This is a genomic window from Paenibacillus plantiphilus (genome assembly GCF_927798095.1).
GTDB classification, from domain to species: domain Bacteria; phylum Bacillota; class Bacilli; order Paenibacillales; family Paenibacillaceae; genus Paenibacillus_Z; species Paenibacillus_Z plantiphilus.
On sequence record NZ_CAKMMF010000020.1, the window covers coordinates 65,326 to 83,841 of the forward strand.

20 protein-coding genes are annotated in these 18,516 nt (G+C 50.7%); 17 read left to right on the forward strand and 3 right to left on the reverse strand.

The window, feature by feature from the left end; genetic code table 11:
* Nucleotides 1-11 precede the first annotated feature (11 nt).
* The 3 genes from L6H65_RS17420 (at nt 12) to L6H65_RS17430 (ending at nt 4,091) form a co-directional block, all read left to right on the forward strand.
* Entirely contained in the window at nt 12-902 is an 891-nt protein-coding gene (locus tag L6H65_RS17420) for a carbohydrate ABC transporter permease (protein ID WP_236343916.1), read from the forward strand.
* Between the two features lie 72 nt (nt 903-974).
* Entirely contained in the window at nt 975-2,909 is a 1,935-nt protein-coding gene (locus tag L6H65_RS17425; RefSeq protein ID WP_236343918.1) for a cache domain-containing sensor histidine kinase, read from the forward strand.
* 3 nt (nt 2,910-2,912) lie between these two features.
* Nucleotides 2,913-4,091: a response regulator gene (locus L6H65_RS17430; RefSeq protein ID WP_236343919.1), complete on the forward strand. Its 1,179-nt coding sequence runs from the start codon at nt 2,913-2,915 to the stop codon at nt 4,089-4,091.
* Between the two features lie 644 nt (nt 4,092-4,735).
* On the opposite strand, the gene L6H65_RS17435 is transcribed toward L6H65_RS17430, so the two are convergent.
* Nucleotides 4,736-5,671, reverse strand: a complete 936-nt coding sequence (locus tag L6H65_RS17435) for a DMT family transporter (protein WP_236343921.1) — start codon at nt 5,669-5,671, stop codon at nt 4,736-4,738.
* Nucleotides 5,672-5,923: 252 nt separating this feature from the next.
* Here L6H65_RS17435 and L6H65_RS17440 point away from each other — a divergent pair, with 252 nt between their 5' ends.
* Together L6H65_RS17440 and L6H65_RS17445 are read left to right on the forward strand one after the other, a co-directional pair.
* Nucleotides 5,924-6,274: an ASCH domain-containing protein gene (locus L6H65_RS17440; protein ID WP_236343923.1), complete on the forward strand. Its 351-nt coding sequence runs from the start codon at nt 5,924-5,926 to the stop codon at nt 6,272-6,274.
* Between the two features lie 6 nt (nt 6,275-6,280).
* Nucleotides 6,281-6,721: a DUF2269 family protein gene (locus L6H65_RS17445; protein WP_290370447.1), complete on the forward strand. Its 441-nt coding sequence runs from the start codon at nt 6,281-6,283 to the stop codon at nt 6,719-6,721.
* Between the two features lie 42 nt (nt 6,722-6,763).
* On the opposite strand, the gene L6H65_RS17450 is transcribed toward L6H65_RS17445, so the two are convergent.
* Nucleotides 6,764-7,312 carry a hypothetical protein gene (locus L6H65_RS17450; RefSeq protein ID WP_236343925.1) on the reverse strand — a complete coding sequence of 183 codons (549 nt, stop codon included), beginning with the start codon at nt 7,310-7,312 and terminating at the stop codon, nt 6,764-6,766.
* A 90-nt stretch (nt 7,313-7,402) separates the two neighbouring features.
* On the opposite strand from L6H65_RS17450, the gene L6H65_RS17455 reads away from it, so the two are divergent.
* The 7 genes from L6H65_RS17455 to L6H65_RS17485 all read left to right on the forward strand — a co-directional run bounded on the left by L6H65_RS17455 (nt 7,403) and on the right by L6H65_RS17485 (nt 12,187).
* Nucleotides 7,403-8,020 carry a TetR/AcrR family transcriptional regulator gene (locus L6H65_RS17455; RefSeq protein ID WP_236343926.1) on the forward strand — a complete coding sequence of 206 codons (618 nt, stop codon included), beginning with the start codon at nt 7,403-7,405 and terminating at the stop codon, nt 8,018-8,020.
* Between the two features lie 110 nt (nt 8,021-8,130).
* Nucleotides 8,131-8,301 (forward strand): hypothetical protein, encoded by a 171-nt coding sequence (locus L6H65_RS17460; protein ID WP_236343927.1) that lies wholly within the window; start codon nt 8,131-8,133, stop codon nt 8,299-8,301.
* A complete protein-coding gene (locus tag L6H65_RS17465) occupies nt 8,276-8,860 on the forward strand; it encodes a GNAT family N-acetyltransferase (protein ID WP_236343928.1) in 585 nt (194 codons plus the stop codon). Before L6H65_RS17460 ends, L6H65_RS17465 begins: the two co-directional genes overlap by 26 nt.
* A gap of 654 nt (nt 8,861-9,514) precedes the next feature.
* Nucleotides 9,515-10,438: an ABC transporter ATP-binding protein gene (locus tag L6H65_RS17470; RefSeq protein WP_236343930.1), complete on the forward strand. Its 924-nt coding sequence runs from the start codon at nt 9,515-9,517 to the stop codon at nt 10,436-10,438.
* Nucleotides 10,435-11,181, forward strand: coding sequence for an ABC transporter permease (locus L6H65_RS17475; RefSeq protein WP_236343931.1), 747 nt, complete (start codon nt 10,435-10,437; stop codon nt 11,179-11,181). Before L6H65_RS17470 ends, L6H65_RS17475 begins: the two co-directional genes overlap by 4 nt.
* Nucleotides 11,182-11,211: 30 nt before the next feature.
* Nucleotides 11,212-11,865, forward strand: coding sequence for a hypothetical protein (locus tag L6H65_RS17480; protein ID WP_236343933.1), 654 nt, complete (start codon nt 11,212-11,214; stop codon nt 11,863-11,865).
* Complete coding sequence (locus L6H65_RS17485) at nt 11,858-12,187, forward strand: winged helix-turn-helix domain-containing protein (RefSeq protein ID WP_236343935.1); 330 nt, start codon at nt 11,858-11,860, stop codon at nt 12,185-12,187. Before L6H65_RS17480 ends, L6H65_RS17485 begins: the two co-directional genes overlap by 8 nt.
* 137 nt (nt 12,188-12,324) lie before the next feature.
* Here the strand turns inward: L6H65_RS17485 and L6H65_RS17490 are convergent, their stop codons facing one another.
* Nucleotides 12,325-12,546 carry a hypothetical protein gene (locus L6H65_RS17490; protein ID WP_236343936.1) on the reverse strand — a complete coding sequence of 74 codons (222 nt, stop codon included), beginning with the start codon at nt 12,544-12,546 and terminating at the stop codon, nt 12,325-12,327.
* Between the two features lie 179 nt (nt 12,547-12,725).
* Here L6H65_RS17490 and L6H65_RS17495 point away from each other — a divergent pair, with 179 nt between their 5' ends.
* The 5 genes from L6H65_RS17495 to L6H65_RS17515 all read left to right on the forward strand — a co-directional run bounded on the left by L6H65_RS17495 (nt 12,726) and on the right by L6H65_RS17515 (nt 18,430).
* Nucleotides 12,726-13,259 carry a GyrI-like domain-containing protein gene (locus L6H65_RS17495; protein WP_236343938.1) on the forward strand — a complete coding sequence of 178 codons (534 nt, stop codon included), beginning with the start codon at nt 12,726-12,728 and terminating at the stop codon, nt 13,257-13,259.
* Between the two features lie 707 nt (nt 13,260-13,966).
* Entirely contained in the window at nt 13,967-14,749 is a 783-nt protein-coding gene (locus tag L6H65_RS17500) for a YheC/YheD family protein (protein ID WP_236343940.1), read from the forward strand.
* Between the two features lie 271 nt (nt 14,750-15,020).
* On the forward strand, nt 15,021-16,250 hold the full coding sequence (locus tag L6H65_RS17505) for an outer membrane protein assembly factor BamB family protein (RefSeq protein ID WP_236343941.1): 1,230 nt from the start codon (nt 15,021-15,023) through the stop codon (nt 16,248-16,250).
* A 17-nt stretch (nt 16,251-16,267) separates the two neighbouring features.
* A complete protein-coding gene (locus L6H65_RS17510) occupies nt 16,268-17,194 on the forward strand; it encodes an alpha/beta hydrolase (RefSeq protein WP_236343942.1) in 927 nt (308 codons plus the stop codon).
* A 135-nt stretch (nt 17,195-17,329) separates the two neighbouring features.
* Nucleotides 17,330-18,430 carry a BMP family lipoprotein gene (locus L6H65_RS17515; protein ID WP_236343943.1) on the forward strand — a complete coding sequence of 367 codons (1,101 nt, stop codon included), beginning with the start codon at nt 17,330-17,332 and terminating at the stop codon, nt 18,428-18,430.
* The last annotated feature ends 86 nt before the right edge of the window (nt 18,431-18,516 follow it).

The following is an 18,516-nucleotide window of genomic DNA, read 5'->3' on the forward strand; positions in this document are numbered from 1 at the left end:
GCTGCGGCACAATGAACCCATCCATCCGCGCGGCAGCAGCGGTCAGCGCCAAGCCGATAGCTCGAACAGGAAAAGGCCGCTCCCGGATTGTCAAGGCTGTCGTCTTCGCCATCCTGTCTGTTCTGTTCGTCACGCAGGTGTATCCGCTGCTCTGGCTGCTGATCTATTCTCTGAAAAATAACGAGGAAATTCTGTCAGGAAGCTTCTTCTCCCTACCGGCATCTCCACAATGGAACAACTTCGCCGATGCGATCGCGTCCGGGAATTACTTCAAATACTTGACCAACAGCCTGTTCGTCACGACCGTTACGATGCTGGGGGTGCTGCTGCTCAGCGCGCTTGCATCATTCGCGATCAGCCGGTTCAAGTGGCGTTATGGCGGGGCGGTAATGGTCCTGTTCCTGGTCGGGATGATGATCCCGATGCAGGCGACGCTGCTGCCGCTCATGATTATTTTCAAAAACATAAATATTCTCAACACACATCTGTCGATCATACTGCCCTATATTGCGTTCCAAACGCCGATAGCGGTGTTCATACTAAGCGGGTTCATGAGATCCATTCCGCATGAGATTGAAGAGTCGGCGGTTGTGGATGGAGCGGGTGTATTCCGCATCTTCAGGAGCATCATTCTGCCGGTGTCGGTTCCGCCGATGATGACGGTATGTATTCTTACTTTTATCAACATCTGGAACGAGTACATTATGGCATCAACCTTCATTTCGTCCGAGAGCTTGAAGACGCTCCCGTTCGGCGTGTACAGCTTCGTCAGCCAGTATTCCGTGAATTACGGAGCGATTGGCGCGTTTCTGGTGCTCGGCGCACTGCCGGTTGTCATCGTCTATTTCCTGCTGGCGGACAAAATTACAAAGGGTATGGTTGCGGGAGCGGTGAAAGGGTAATTTCGCCTCTCCTTCTCCTGTTATGACCTGCTATACTATGGGGAAAGATGCAATGGGGAAGGGGCGCCACAGATGAGAGGCATGCATACGATCCATAACCGTTTGTTTCTCCTGTTTCTCTCCTGCATGATGACACTTCTCATTATTGCCAGCGTCCTCTATTACCAGAAGACAGCGAGGATCATCCATACGAAGATCAATGATATGGCTGAGAAAAATATTTCGCAAACCGTCGGACTATTCGACCTCCTGCTGGAAGGGTACGACAGCATAACCAAGTCGCTGAACAGCAACAGCGAGCTGCTGCGGCTGCTGGAAGCGCGGGAGAAGCCGATTGAGCCGACGATCAGCGGTATAAACGAGCGCGCCATTACGAACATAATGGGTGCTGTTTTTTATTCGCGGGATGATATTATCGGTATTCATGTCATTACGAATGCAGGAAAAATCTATAATTATGAGAAACATTTTGCTGGTATGATTGATATGAACTACGAGACGTCGGATTGGTACAACAAGCTCAAGAGCTCAAGCGGCGAGATGGTTTGGCTGGGTTTGAGCCAGGGCTCTCCCATTAATAATATGCAGAAGGAGTCTGTGTTCGTATTCGGCAGACAGCTTTACAATTTATCGACGCATAAGCCTATCGGCATTATGTTCATAGAGACGGACCCAGCGCCGATTCTGGCGGCTCTCACCAATGTGACCATCAGTCCCAATAGCCGGGTATATATAGCGGACAATGAGGATCGAATCGTTGCCTCGACCGAGAAGGAAGGGAGCCGTCTCCCGCTCATTAAAGGGATGCCGCGTCCTGCCTTGGACGAAATCATAGTCGATGACCGGACGGATGAGCTTATTGTGGCGGGCAAGGCGGCGATGGCGGATTGGACCGTGCTTGGTCTGACGCCAAAGGCGGACATCAGCTCGGAGCTTGATGAGACGAGGCAATATTTGATCGTTGTCATTCTTGTTATTATCGTCCTGTCCACCGCGCTCGCGTCACTGATATCGCGCAATATCTCATCGCCGCTGAAGCTGCTTATTCGTGAAATGAAGCAGGTGGAGATGGGGAATTTCAGAGGCTCGGTAAATGTCAAATCGTTCGAGGAAATCAACAGCCTCGTCGCCTCCTTCAACCGGATGGTGCGCCGGATGGACGAACTGATCGAGCGGACCGCATTATCCTCCATCAGCGAGAAGAACGCACAATTGCAAGCGCTTCAGTCGCAGGTCAATCCGCATTTTCTGTACAACACGCTGGATATGATTTACTGGATGCTGGATGAGCGGGAGAACGACAGACTGGGGCGTGTCATACTGGCGCTTTCCCACATGTTCCGCTACAGCAGCGATTGGAAGGAGGCGTCGAAGACGACGCTGCGGCAGGAGCTTGAGCAGATGCGCCATTACATGACGATTATCGAGAGTCGTTTGGAGGGCCGAGTAAGCACGGATATTCAAGTCGACGAGCAGTGGCTTGATATCCCGCTGCCGAAGATGACCATCCAGCCGATTATTGAGAATGCTGTGAAGAGCGGGCTGGAGCCGCTGGATCGTCTAGGGGTGCTTAAAGTCTATACAGAGGCAAGCGATCAGGAGTTGCATATTGTCATTGCGGATGACGGAGTCGGTATGGATGAGGATATGCTTATGAGGCTGCAGGAGATGCTGGAGAGCAGTGGCAGCAGTGGCAAAGGCAGTGGCAACAGCAGTAACGGCGGCAGTAACGGTAACGCCAGCCGCAATGGGGGCAGCAACGGCGGTAACGGCAGCAGCGGTAACCGCAGCCGCAATGGGAACAGCAACGGCAGCAGCAGTAACGCCAGCCGCTGCGGTAACGGTGATAACGATAGCGGCTCAAGGCGGGGAATCGGTCTGCCTAATGTTCACCGCCGTATTGCGCTTATGTTCGGGGAATCCTATGGACTTAGAATTGAGAGCAAACAAGGAGTAGGGACAACCGTTATTATTGCGATCCCGCTTTCTGCGAAAGGTGGCTGGTAGACAATGGACATTCTCATTGTAGATGACGAGACGGTTATACGGGAAGGAATCAAGCGAACTTTGCATAATCGTTTTCCAGATTCTCGTATCTATCTGGCTTCCAGTCCGGAGGAAGCGGCATTGCTGCTCCGCAAGCATCGCATCCACATCGTGCTGACCGACATTCTGATGCCTGGCATGACAGGGTTGGAGCTCATGAGCATTTCCCGAGGCCGCCATCCGAATGTGAAGTGGGTGGTCATCTCCGCGTATTCGGAGTTTGCTTACGCGCAGGAGGCCGTGCGCCTCGGAGCCAAGGATTACCTGCTCAAGCCAATAGGCAAGGAAGTGCTGATCAAGATGGTCGAGCAGTTGGGTGAAGAGGTCGTTCGGGATGCGGCGCTTACCCATGAGGCGCATATCTTGAAGGAGAACCGCAAGTACTTGCGGGAAGCCGTGTTCCAGCGATGGGCATCCGGCCTTGATATCGGGCGGATTGACCTGAGCTCCTTCATGGAGAGCTACCCGCATTTCCATCTCATCATGGTCAAGATGGAGAGTGACAGAGTCGTTCATCTGGAGCATTTTATGATAGAAAATGTGCTGAGCGAGCTTATTGAGCGGAATGGGAGCGGGTTCGTAACCATACATGACAGCAAAAGTCTTCTGGGGCTTGTGATGCTGCATGAGTGCGTCAAGCTGAATGAGCTGCTGGAGGAGCTGCGCAAGCATTTGATCAAATATTTGCGTGTCCCGTTCCAAATGATGCATTCCGAGCGTCTGGACCATTTTAATACAGTGCCTGCAGAGGTACAGCGGATGCGCCAGGCATCCACAACTCAGGTGTATGAGCATTATGCCAGCGGCGGCGACCGAGCGGTGGAAGTCGCCTTGCAATATATGAAGACACAGTATAACGAGGATCTGTCTCTGGAGAAGGTAGCGTCGATCGTATATTTGAACCCGGTCTATTTCAGCCAGCTGTTCAAGCAGAAGACAGGCAAGGGCTTCAAGGAATACATTATCCATCTGCGGCTAGAGCAGGCCAAGCAAATGCTGCGGAACCCACAGCTGAAAATCACCGATATAGCCGAGCGCGTGGGCTATCATGACATCCGGCACTTCTCTCAGGTATTCCGCAAGAAGTACAATGCCACCCCCTCCGAATACCGTCAGACATGCCTGTCGAAGACAACGGATTAACATGCTGCAGCGTTTGTTGAAAAGGTCAATCCAGGCATGCGTTGTACAATGGCAAGACGTCGTAGAATCCACTTTGGCTATCTTCATAAGACGGAAATATCATGTTACAGCACGGAAAAGTGGACCGAGGCACGCTGTAACGCTGAAAAACCTTCTTACAGATGGCAAGACGTCGTAGAATCCGCTTTGGCTATCTCCATAAGACGGAAATATCGTGTTACAGCACGGAAAAGTGGACCGAGTTGCGCTGTAACGCTGAAAAACCTTCTTACAGATGGCAGACGTCGTAGAATCCGCTTTGGCTATCTCCATAAGACGGAAATATCGTGTTACAGCACGGAAATGTATCGGGAGGTTCACTTGATATTTGAGATGCAAGCAACGGCTGATGTAACCCCCGCCTCGTTTGGAAATGTCCTCAGGCACGTTCTCAACAGCACAATTTTTGCAGCAATGTGTTGTTCTTTCATTGTGCAGTAATGATGATGTCCATAATCGTGTTATTTACTCGACGATGCTAGGGTCCCCTCTCCAAACCACTTGAAATGGTTGAATTGGATGCATTCATTTGAACGTCTTAGGTGAATTTAAACGTGCTAACGTCTCGACGACTTAAGCGCCTCATCAAAACCACCCAATCCGCCTTAAACAGCGTCGCTGTCTGTCAGCTTATAAGGCTTGGGCTGAAAATAATTCGTTCCAATAATGCCTAGAATAATGAGGAGCGCGCCAATGTAATGGTAGTAGTAAAGCTGCTCTTGGAGGAAGATCGTTCCTGCGAACATCGTCAGCAGGGTAGATAGATTGTTGAATACGCTCACGCGCGAAGCTTCCAGCCGGGATAAAGCGTAGTTGGATAAATAGGTCGTTACCAAAGAAGAGAAGACGCCTAAATAGATGATGGACAGGACGAAGCTCTGGCTTGTGAAGGGCTGGAAGTATGCTGCTATTGTTCCATTCGAGATATGCTCGATTATGGACATCAGGTTGAAGGATAGAAACCCGATGGTGATCATGACGAAGGTAATGTCTGTGATTTTGTAGGAGCCGATCAGCTTGCGGGCAAATACACTATAGGCGGCGACAGACAAAGTGGATAGCAGGATGAGAATGTAGCCGATCGTGTCGGATGCTTCGAACCGCACGCCCCTCTGAGTGAGGATATAGCCCATGCCTGCAACGGACAACAGGATCGACAGCTTCTGCCATACGCTGGTATGCTCCTTTAGGAAGATGGAGGCAAGAATCATTGTGAACACGGGGACGGCAGCCTGAACGATGCCTGCTTCTGATGATGAGATATGGAGCAATCCGAAAGCTTGAAACGCAAAGAACAAGGTTGGAGACAGGGCTGCGAGGGGCAGCAGGACCAGCACATCTTTGAGCTTGATTGCCAGCGGCAAGCGACCGGCGACTACACAGATCAGAACAGCCAGGAAGGAGACGGTGAACCGGTGTGCCAGAAGGTCTGCCGGATTCGATGCGGTGAGGGCCAGCTTGACAAATAGGAATGAAAAACCAATAATAACGGCAGTTAATATGGCCGCAATATATGCATAGTTTCTACTGCTGCTGTTCATCGTTGTGACCTCCGTGCGCGTTGCGGTGTTCATCACCGGACGGCTAATTCAATAGTAAAGGGTAGCGGTTTGGGTTACAATGCAAATAGCTCCTTTTTGTACAGGGAATGAAGAATCGATGCTAGGTTGGTTCTGGCGACAATGGGACAATACCCGAACAGAACATGAAGTGTTTGATTCCGAAGTTTTTTTCTGCGTTGCAGAGGATGATTAGGAGAGTGCACAGCAAACTTTTTAGGAGGCTACTATTACATGAGCACGGAACACGAGAACGCGGCTTTGCCGCCGAAAACTTGTACGATTGAACGCATGATTACGGTTCAGGAGGATATCGACAAAGTCCTCGCAGGAAAGAAGACCGCAACCCGCCGCAACGGAAGATATGCGGATATTGGCGAGATTATGACGCTTCAAGACCGCAGCTACGTCGTTAATCGGATCTATTCTCAGTCGCTGGGCGAGCTGACGGATGAGCATGCGCATCAGGAAGGCTATGCTAGTGTAGAGGAGTATAAAGAAGCGATTCTAGCGTTCCACCCAGGAATGCCTTGGCTGCCGCACATGAAAGTATGGGTTCATGAATTCAGCCCGGTTCAGGAATAGCGCTTCTTGCCTTTCTTGCATGGGGTGCTCCTGTACACCCATATTGTCAGTGCGATCATGTCCATTGGCCCGTTCTTCATCCTCATCCCATTGCTGAGTAAATTGCGGGCCTCGGAATTGCATGTGCAGCAGGCATATCTGGATACCTTCAGAGCTGCTGTTCGATTAGCCAAGCACGCGGGACATGTATTGGTTGTGTCGGGAGTACTGCTCGTCATGGAAGCTTCCTGGTCATGGACAACCTCATGGATTGTCGTGACCGTTCTGATCTTGTTAAGCTCATTATTTTTCCTGGCTCGCGCGTTCTCCCCTTCGATACGAAAGCTTGCAGAGCCTGAGACAGACCGGGACCAGGCCATGCGAAAGCTGACTCGGGCGGTCTGGATCTATCTTGCATTGCTTATGATCATGCTGTGGTTTATGGTAGCGAAGCCTACATTGTGGTAGTGGGCAAAAAAAGAGCTTGCGCAAAGGCGCGGCACGGCGAATTTAATCGCTGGCCGCGCTTTTGGCTTGCTTAGGCCAGAGTGTATAGCTGAAACTGACCGCGAAATCAACGATCAGAATAACGAACCAGACGTTCGACATCTGCTGAAGCGGCTTGGTCTGCTCCGGATTGTCTACAAAGAAGATCATGCCGTATAGAAGAGCGGAGCCCAGAGCCCATGCCAGAAGATGCTTATACCAGCCTAGCCGTTCGCGCCGGGCGCGGGTCTTCCCGTATTTGGGCTTGCCTGCGGGCTTGGGGCCGTTGGCGAACCAATATAGGAAGCGGGCGTCAGCCCACGCTATTATACTGCGTCCGAAGGCGACAGTTGCGCCGACATAGATAGCGGCCAGACCATGGAATGTACCTGCAGGGGTTCCATTTTGAAGATCAATGACAGTGAAGACGATTAGCAGCAAATCAATAATAGGGGTTCCCAGCAGCAAAAGGGTGCCTAATTTCTCTTTGCGCAGCACATATCTTGCGAACAACCCCGCCAAGACGAAAACCCAGAAAGCCACCTCTCCGGCAACGATAAGCCAACCGATCATAGTGAATCACTCCCTCCTTTAACCTCATAACTGTACCGAGTTAATTTAGCACAACTGTATTAAAATATCAATGCGTGATATACTTTAGCTATGCCAAAAATAGTTGATCACCACAAACAAAGAGAAAAGCTGGCGGAAGCCACATGGAGAGTGATTCTCCGTGACGGGATGGAGCGCGCATCTGTCCGCAACATTGCCGAAGAAGCTGGATTGTCGGTCGGTTCGCTGCGTCATTATTTCTCGACACAATCGGAGCTGCTGGCCTTCTCCATGGAGCTGGTATCCATAAGAGTGGAGAAACGGATCAAGGGGCTGCCCTTCACTGGCGAGCCGATAGCCGATGCGCAGATGCTGCTGTGGGAGCTGCTGCCGATTGATGAGGAGAGAAGCGCGGAGATGGCGGTATGGCTGGCTTTTACAGCCAAAGCATTGTCTGATCCGATGCTTCAGCCGTTGAAGGATCGAATCTATGCGGAGATGAAGCTCGGCATGATTTCCATTATTGAGGAGCTGTTCAGCAGGTATAACACAGCTGCAGCTGCGACAGAAGCAGAAAAGGCGCTGGAGGCGGAGCGGCTGTACGCGCTGCTGGACGGACTGGCGATTCATAGCGTCATGAAGCCGAGCGAGGTTAATTCCGATGTTATGAAATCGGTAATCGCGCACCATATTAAGAGTATCTGCAGGAGCGACAGAGCCTCGGACTAAGCTATTGCATAAAGCCGGCGTATGCAGTCTATGAACAATAATTGCCGATGCTGCTCATGGCTGTTCACGAATCCTTGCATTTGTGAGTAAAGTAGTAATGAGGTGTTCCCATGCGAGCAGGCATATCATACGCGAATGAAGATGATGTAGATGAATATGTAGATGTAGATGAATATCAAAACGTGGAAGTGGACGCAGCTACAGCTAATAAAGGAGAAAATGAAGGGGAAAGTTACGGGACGGGAGGAAGCGAGCTTGATTCGATGGTCTCGGCCAGATGAAGGCCGATATGTTGTTCCGCTTCTATATGCCGCGATTGGTCAGGATATCGCAGCTATGCTGACTGGTGAAAGTGACGCCCGACTCGCCACAGAAGTGATGCAGAATTTCTTCGAACGCAGCGGCAATCGTCTTAGCTATGAGAATATCGTTGTGGCAGAGGCTGACGGGCGTCCTGTTGGCTGCGTGCTATTTTATCATGGCAGCCGCATCGTTGAATTGGATCAGCCTTTAGTAGATCGGATTGCTGCATTAACGAGTAACCCCGCTGTCAGCTTCACCAGAGAGTCGCGGGATGACGAATTTTATCTGGATTCGCTCGCGGTGGACGATCAGTATCAAGGCCGTGGCATCGGAGGAGCGCTTATAGAGGCATTCGAGGCGGAGGGCAGAGCCCGAGGCCATGAGCGGCTGGCATTGATCGTAATCAACGGGAACGATAAAGCTAAGGCGCTCTACATCAAGAAGGGCTACGAGCCTGACGGCCAAATCGAACTATGCGGTCATGTCTATGATCATATGGTAAAGCGGATCGACGGTAGCGGCGGCATCAGCGACTGAGTCGTTGGCCGAGTGGTTCCGCAGTCTGGACCAATAGCCAGCGATATTATGATGCAGAATAAAGAGAGGGCAGCTTCGGCTTGGCAGCTCTCTTTTTTTATGCAACAGTTAAATCATGATTCTAATAAAATCATACATGTAAATAATTTCAAAGAATACGAAAACCACCTGCACTGTATTTACGATTAAGGTGGAACCAATTCGTTTCTTGTTGATCTTCCATAAAAAGAAAATCATATATGCCCATATAATAATTCCCGATCCCTTGTGCACTAACTCTAAGGAACTGCTTTCGTAATCAAAAAAAGTAATCATAAATAACAGACTCGATAGCAGAAAAACAAATGCAAGTACAATCTCTTTTGTTGAAGCTTTCATGCGATCCCTCTCTTTCAAAATGTTCATTTTGTTTCACAATTACTTGCGAGGATTGAAATGATTTCCTCTAATTCGTATGAAATAATTTTACATAATGTGCAAGAACTACGCAATGATGATGATAACCGTACCAGGTGCTTAGATGCCTTTAATATTCCTGTAGAAAACGATTTGTGTAAATAATTCCCTTGACCGCTTCTTAATTTCAGATTACTCTGTATTACAGAGTGAATAAATTGAGCTGGAATTTTGAAGCCCAACAAGGAGGCGGATCGCTTGCAGGACGTTATTGTGCTTGATCAGGTGCGCAAACAATATAAGACGAAGGTTGCGGTTGACGGTATTTCTTTTACAGTAGGCAAGGGTGAGATATTCGGAATTGTTGGTCCTAACGGAGCGGGAAAAACCACATTAATTGAGATGCTGGAAGGCTTGCGCTGGGCTGACAGCGGTGGGATCACGATACTGGGGCAGGATATTCGAAAGCAGACGGAGGCGATCAAGCAGCGGATTGGCGTGCTTCTGCAATCCAGCTCGATTCCCCCGAAGGCGAAGGTGAAGGAAGTATTCAAGCTGTTCCCATCCTTCTATAACAAACAAGCCGATCTGAAGGAGGTTATGCAGTTCCTTGGATTGGAAGACAAGGGGAATGAATTCTACAAGTCGCTGTCGGGCGGCTGGAAGCAGCGAGTATCGCTGGCGCTGGCGCTTATTAATGATCCTGATATTATTTTTCTCGATGAACCGAGTATGGGGCTGGACCCTAATGCGCGGAGCGAGATGTGGGCCATGATTCACAGATTAAGAGACGAGGGCCGAACGATTCTGGTCACCACTCATTATATGGAGGAAGCAGAGGCGTTATGTGATCGGGTAGCGATCATTAACAACGGGCAATTAATCGCGCTTGATACGCCTAAGAAGCTCATTACGCTGCTCGGCGGGACGAAGCGGATCGGCTTCAAGGCGACGGCGGGAGCCAAGAGGGAGACGTTGACGGCTTTAGCCCATGTTGTGCAAGTGGATTGGGAGCAGGACTGGATCAAGATGCATTCATCAAGCACGGACGAGACGCTTCAGCAGCTGTTCCGGCTTGCAGATGGCGAGGGCTGGATGGTTAGCGGACTTAAGCTGGAGGATGCGTCCATGAATGACGTCTTCAGCAAAATGACCTTGCAAGGGGGCGGCAAAACAGAATGAATGCCTACATGAGATTGATCGTATTTGATTTAAGGCTCTATCTGCGGGACTGGCAAACGATATTCTGGGTACTTATCTATCCGGTTCTCATGCTTGTCATATTCGGCTCTATGTATGGCGATCAAGTGGATCCCGATACCGGGGAAAGGTTCATCGTTACGTATGTGCCAGCGCTATGTGTTCTGAATATAATCTCTGTCGCCTTGTTCACTCTGTCGATAAATATGATTACGCATCGGGAGAATGGCACGCTGAGAAGATATCGGGTAACGCCGATCCGTTCGTCCGCTGTACTCCTCTCTCACTCCATACAGGGGCTGCTGCTCGTCTTTGCAGGCGCATTGGAAATTATCCTCGTCGCCAAGCTTATCTGGGATATTGAGATAACGGCTTCTGCTTTGATAACGCTGCTCGGCTGCTTGCTGTTTGGTTGCATTGCTTTCTTCGGCCTTGGGTTCGCGATGTCGGGTCTTGCGAATAATCCGGGGGCTGCAAGCGGCTTGGCCATGATCATATTCTTCCCGATGCTATTCCTGTCGGGGGTTACGATGCCTGTGAAGCTGCTGCCGCAAGTGATGCAGAGCATAAGCGAGTGGCTGCCGATGACGTATATGGTCAAGCTGGCGCAAGGGGTGTGGCAGGGGACGGCGCTCTCATCGTTCGGAATGGAATTTGCCGTTCTTGGCGGCTCGGCTGTCATATTCACAGGGCTTGCGCTCTGGTTATTTAGATGGGAGAATTAGTGGATAAGCTGGGCTAGAGGAGTGTTGCAATTGGACAGTGATGTGGACAATAAGGACTCATTATCCGCTAAGCAGGATCAGACACGGCATACAGACGGCGCTGCGGGAGCCGGCGGACATGATCCGCTGCAGGCGCTGCAGGATATAGAGTTCATCAAGCAGCTCATGGCAAGGAATCAGAAGAAGCTGGAGCAGGGCGCTCCGTTTTTGTTCATCTGGGGTACGTATATGATGCTCGGCTTTATCGGAATGCAGTTCATAGGGCTGATCTGGGCGATAACTTTCTGGCCGATTGGCTCAGTGGTTGGCGGTATACTCTCGGCGATAATCGGCATCAGGCAAAGTCGCGAGAGTGGTGTGACGAAGGGTGGAAGAGGCGACTGGATGTTCTGGCTGCCCTTCCTCGTAATGATACTCGCGGGCTATAGTCTGATGGCGCTAGATATCGTTAGGAAGGAATATCTGGGATTCTTCTGGTTAACCTTGACCGGTGTTACTTATGTTTATTTGGGCACCTTGATCGGCAGGGGACCGATTATTCTCGGCATTTGGTTTATCGTGCTGTCCGTTCTGACCAAGCTGTTCTTCATCGAATATCAGAACTTTATTTTTGGCCTGATGGGTGGAGGGAGTATCGTATTAATGGGCGTATTCCTGCAGCTGCGGGGGCGGAAGCATGGGTGATAATATACTGGATGCGATTGACGATACCATTCATGCAAAAGCGCGTCTAGGCATTATGAGCCTGTTGATGGTGAACGGGGAGTGCGATTTCGTCTTTCTCCGCAATGAGCTTCAGCTAACGGAGGGCAATTTGGGCAACCATATTCGCGTGTTGGAGGAGGCCAATTACATACAGGTGAACAAAACCTTCGCCGGCAAGCGGCCCAAGACAACCTGCGTGCCAACCGAACAGGGGATAAGTATGTTCAGGCAATATATCGAGGGCTTGGAGCGGATTATCCAAATGGCGCAATCTGCTGGCATCAAGCCCAATAAAAACTAATCAGAGGCTGTCTCCTTGGTAGCATGCTACCAAGGAGACAGCCTCGCTGCTTGTGCGGAACGATATTCTCGACTGTACGCTGGCAAAGGAGGATTGACCCTATGCAGGTCGATCACAAGACAGCTGTGATCGCATTATTACTGCGTGCTATCGTTGTCAGCATCAGGATTGATATTAACATCCGGCTCAGCGGGAGTAACTATGGGCGTGTTGGTTTCTGCCTCGTTATTCGTATTGCCATTGCCATTGCTGTTGCCGTTGCTGTCCTTCATACATGCGGATGCCCCCATAAGAAGAGTAATGCTCAGGGCTGCTGTCAGGAGCAGTCTGGACCAAGGTTTAAAAGTGTTTCTTTCCATGCTTCATTTCCCCTTTCGAATAGTGGGTCACATTCATGATAATTACATACCCCGATCAATAGAATTAAACACATCTGCGGCAATAATGGCGGAGAACGATAGAAAAAATGCGGAGCAGCAAGTGAAACTATGACAGGATGGTGTCCACTTTGCCATCGTACAATGGAGTCAGCTCGTGAATGATGGGATTGACGATAGCGATAAGAAAAGGAAGCGTGGACACTATGGAAATCAACCAGACACAAGTGCATCTGGCAAGTATGATACTAGCCGGGGTGGAAGCAAGAACGGACAATCGGCGTGAAGCGGGGCCGGATGGCTGTATACCGGGGCTCTGGCAGACGTTCATGAATGCGGAATTATCCGAGCTTGCAGGGGTGCAGCCGCCGCAGCATACATACGTGCTGTACACGGACTACGAGAGCGATGTGAACGGTGCGTATACCGTACGAATAGGACATGAGTGGGAGAGCGAATCGGCGGCGATCAAGGCAGGATTGACACCGTCAGCACTGCCCGCATCGAAGTATATCGTATTCAAGGCGACGGGAGGCTCCGTGCAGCAGGTAGTTATAGAGGCGTGGCATTACATCTGGGCATGGTTCGAATCCTCATCGCTTGTTCGTACGTATACAGGGGATTTCGAGCGCTATGATGGAGCTGGGTTCGATCCCCAGCACGCAGTGGTGGAAATTTGCATAGCCATTCAATAGCAACAGACTACTAGTCGCGAAAAGAAAGACAAGCCTCTCCTGTTTGCGGAGGGGCTTGTTGTCGGTGTGTTGGTGTGTCGTCGGGAGGGAGGGGGATTTCCAGCAGCGGTCGGGAACCCTGTACCTACCTCCTTTTGGCCACTATCCCTTTCGCTCAGATGGATCGGTGGATAGCTCCCAAACCCACTTGCAGTTGAGTGAAGGAGGGAGTGGAGCTAGCATCTCGTTACCCAACGGCTTACAGCCCCCACGGCCCCGCGTTATCTGAGGGAAGGGGATAGTGGGGCAAAGGCTCGCCTGCCCCTACGGCCCCCGCGTTATCTGAGCGAAAGGGATAGCGGAGCAAAGGTCTGGCTGCCCCCACGGCCCTCGCGTTAACTGAGTGAAGGGGATAGTGGAGCAGGGGGCCGCCTGCCCACCACGGCCCGCGTTAACTGAGCGAAAGGGATAGTGGAGCAAAGGTCTGGCTGCCCCCACGGTCCCGGCGTTAACTGAGTGAAAGGGATAGTGGAGCAAGGGCCAGCCTGCCCCCATGGCCCCAGCGTTAACTGAGCGAAGGGGATAATGGCCATAGGTCTGGAGGAGGCGGAGGTTTGGTCTGGCGAGCTGCTGAGGCGGGGAACGGTCAGGGTCTATTTTTCCTCCACTAAACGATCGCACAATCTCTCTCGATAAGGCACTCATACTTTATGTAGAGGTGACTTATATTGAAAGCACGCAGGTATAACAGCAATAATATTAGAGGCAAGCTCCGTGTCTGTAAATATTTGGCCGCCAGCAAAGGGCTCAAACAACATATTCCACACACGGTTCTGTTAACGGAGTCTAATCTCAAGTCCATGTCCCAAATGTACAAATCCGTATACATCAAACCGGATATAGGCTCGATGGGAATAGGCGTGTATAAGCTGAATCGCATTTCGGATGGCTTCGAGCTGTATTCGACCACCAAGCGACAGCAGCATCGACACCATTTCGGTTCTGTCTCGGCGGTGTATCGCCATATAAAAGCCCGACATAAGAGCAGAATGATTGTTCAAACAACGATTGCACTTGATCGTGTCAATGATCGCCCATATGATATTCGAGCAATGGTTCAGCGAAGACCGGGCGGAGCGTGGACATGCACAGGCTTCTTGGTTAAAGTGGGTGCCGGACCGAACCATATCGTGACCAATTATTATCAAGGAGGGACCATCGAGACGATTCAGAAACACCTCAAGAAGAAGGGATTCTCCGATTCACGGCGAGAATCGCGCATCCAGTCGCTATCCAGCAAGGCGATTGCGGTTTCCAGAGCATTGAGCAGCAGGCGGTCTGGCATGCGTGAGATGGGGATTGATTTCGCCTATGATAAGAATGATCGCCTGTGGATCCTGGAAGTGAACTCCAACCACCCGCAATTCCATCCACTTAAAAATTTGGACCGCAAGGCGTTCAGCCGAATGCTATCTTTCGCCAAAAGCTACGGCAGACACAACAGCAAATGAAACGAAGCACAGCATGCATGGAGAATGCATGCTGTTCATTATGCTGGATTGCGGCTGCTGCTGTACCGCAGCTTGTTTCTTCCGGCTCTCATCGACGTGACAAGCATCGGATCAGCAATAGATAAGTAATCGATCTTTACACCGATCCAGATAATGGATTAAGCTAGGTGTAATGGTAATAACGCCAAATGTATCAGAGACAGGGGGCGGCCTCGGGTCATTAGTAGGAGAATGATCAATCAATTCGATATACAACAGAGGGAGTGAAGTGATGAAGGATTTAAACCTAAGTTTACGTTCCGTTTTTTGCCTGCTCGGACTACTGCTAGTATTCGTCACGGGCTGTGCAGAGAATAATCAGCAGCCAGCGAAGGATGCTGCCGCGGTACAGGAGAATGAGAAGCAGCTTGAGAAGGCAGAGGGGGAGGCCGGCACTGCAGAAGCGGCTATTAAAGAAGCGACACAGGAGCTGTGGAAGTATGAGACGCAGGGACGCATTACGTCTTCACCGCTTGTTTATGAAAACGCTGTCTTCTTCGGGAGTGACGACGGCAAGCTGCATGCTGTATCGGCGGAGGGCGGAGAGGTGAAGTGGAGCTTCGAGGCAGGAAGTGAAGTCCGTTCCAGCCCTAAGCTCACCAGCTCGGGAAACGTGATATTCCAGAATCATGACGGCGTCGTCTACGCGCTGGATGCCAAGAGCGGGAAGGCTGCTTGGGTATTCAAGGAGGGCGCGGTACAGGGGCAGATGGAGATGGATCAATGGGACTATTTTGATGCGTCGGCATCTGTGGACGGCGACAGGATTTACATAGGCCATGCCAGCGGAATGATGTACGCCCTTCAGGAGAAGTCAGGTGAAATGCTATGGCAATTCAAGGCGGGGGCTCCTATTAAGGCGACTGCGGCTCATGATGATGAGCGTGTCTATGTGGGAGACTGGAACGGGAAGCTGTATGCCTTGAATAAAACGGATGGCAAGCTTATATGGGAGTATCAGACAAAGCCGAATCAGCATCATAAAGCGATTCAGTCAACGCCGTGGGTTGAGGACGGGGTCGTCTATGTGGGAGGCCGGAATTTCTCCCTCTATGCACTGGATGCCGCCAAGGGAACTGTGCTCTGGGAGCAGCCGGAGCCGGCTTGGGTCGCATCCCCGGTCTTAGCAGAGGGCAAGCTGCTGGCGGGCAACTCCAATGGCACTTTCATGAAAGCAGTTGAACCTGATACTGGAAGCATGCTGTGGAAGTTTATGCTGAAGAGCAATGTATTGGCAGCGCCCGCTGTTGCAGATGGGGTTGTCTATTTCGGCTCAGGCTATGCTTATGCGAATGGCAGCCGAGAAGAATTTCTCTATGCGGTGGAGCTTGCGACCGGCGTGTTGAAGTGGAAGCATCCGACCTACAAGCTGCAGACTACGCCAGTCGTGCAAGGCGATATAATCTATTACACAGGGTTCGATCAGGCGCTTCATGCGGTGCGTATGGGTGGTACTGATTAGAGGGCAGGGGGATGCATATGCGCAAATGGTTATGTGCAATTATTATTAACATCGTTCTGGTAATAACAGGGGGCTGTGCTCAGCCACAAAACAATGTCGACGAATCGCCTCCAATAGAGGCAGCGGCACAAACATCGCTGGAACCGGAGAAGAATGACTTGGGAAATGGACCTGTCTGGAACAAAGAGGTTTTCTACAGCGAATCGCTGCAGAAGGAGATGGACGTTAATGTGTATCTGCCGCCGGGCTATACGAATTCGGAAAGCTACCCGGTGCTGTATCTTCTGCATGGATTCGCCGGTAATTATCAGGATTGGATTCCGCAGAGCGGACTGCCGCGGATTGCGGATCGGCTTATAAGGAACGGCAAGATCAAGCCGGTCATCGTCGTTAGTCCGCAGATTGATACCAGCTTCGGCATTAATTCGAATGATGGCCCTGCTACTGTGAACATGATTGGAGTAAGCGAGGGGCTGTATGAGGACTATATCGCGCAGGATCTGCGCAAATTTATAGAGAAGAACTATGCCGCGGCTACAGATTCGGAGAGCAGATACATTGGCGGCATCTCCATGGGCGGCTTCGGTGCTCTTCATATTGCTTTTCGCAATCCGGAGCTGTACAGCAGAGTCGGCGGGCACAGCGCATCGCTGTGGCTGGAGGATTCCGAGGATTTCTACGATCAGAAGCTATGGGCGTTCGGAGACAAGGATACGAAGCGCAAGCGCGATCCGCTTGAGCTTGCGGAATATGCCGATTTGTCGGCGATGGAGGTTTATCTGGATTGCGGCAGCTATGATGCGTTCGCCCCGCGTTCAGCCAAGCTGTATGAGGTGCTCGCCGAACGTGGAGTTTCGACAGAGCTGCATATTCAGGAGGGTGGACACAGCGGCGAATATTGGAGCAGGCATGTCGAGGATTATTTGCTGTTCTATGCGAAATAGCATCGTAAATGGAATCGGAATTGGAATCATTTCTTGCATAAAATGTTGTCCACAAATGAATAAGTTTGGTTTATACTATTAGTAAGCATGCATTTCATGTCAACAAACATAACATAACCGGGGGTGCGTTCATCAATGAAAAAGGGAATCGTCGTATTAGCCGTTTGTGCATTAGTGTTAAGTTTGCTTGCCGGTTGCGGCAGCAAGGAGAACGGAGGCTCTGAAGGATCTGGAGATGCGGGGTCTGCAAGCTTCAAGGTCGGGATGGTCACGGATGCAGGCACAATTGACGACAAGTCCTTTAACCAAGGCACCTGGGAAGGAATTAAGAAAGCAGCCGAGGAGCTCAAGCTTGACAGCAAGTACTTGAAGCCTAACGGAACGACAGAAGCGGAATATACGAAGGAAATCGGCAATCTCTTTGATGCCGGGTACAAATTCATCGTAACGCCTGGATTCAAGTTCGAGACGGCAATCTTCAAGTCCCAGGACAAATATAAGGATGCCAAGTTCGTACTGATTGACGGTGCGCCGCATAACGGAGACGGCAAGGCCGTGGTGAATGACAATACGGTATCGATCTTTTTCGCGGAGCATGAATCCGGATTTATGGCAGGCGTTGCAACAGCGCTTCAGCTGAAAGAAGGCGAAGCGGGCTTTATCGGCGGTATGGAAATTCCACCGGTACAGAAGTACAACTGGGGATTCCAGCAAGGCGTGAATTACGCGAACGAGAATCTGGGTACGAAGATCTCCATCAAGAAGGAGAACGTAATCTACGAAGGCAGCTTCGATAACGTAGCTGGCGGCGGACAGCTTGCAGCGCAAATGTTCGATCGTGGCGTTAATGTGATCTTCTGTGCGGCGGGCGGAGTTGGCGTAGGTGCAATTAATGAAGCGAAAACACGGGCTGCCGGCGGTAAAGATGTATGGATCGTCGGTGTAGACGTAGATCAATATGCGGATGGTGTCTATAAGGATGATAAGTCGATCATTCTTACCTCGGCAATGAAGAAGATCGACCATGCTGCTTTTGACATGATCAAAGCAGAGCAGGAGGGCAAGTTCCCAGGCGGACAGACGCTGGTATTCGATGCGAAGAATGATGGCGTAGGCATACCGGTGGAAAACCCGAATCTGAGTGCGGATACGACGACGAAGGCCGATGAGCTGTTTCAGAAGCTCAAGGCTGGTGAAATTACAGTAGCGGGCGAGCAAGGAAGCCTGATTAAGTAGATAGCAGTTTGATCCAAGCAATTTGATGATGAATTAAATACCGGAAGAGACGGGCTACCGTCTCTTTTTGGTTTAAGGCTATAAGG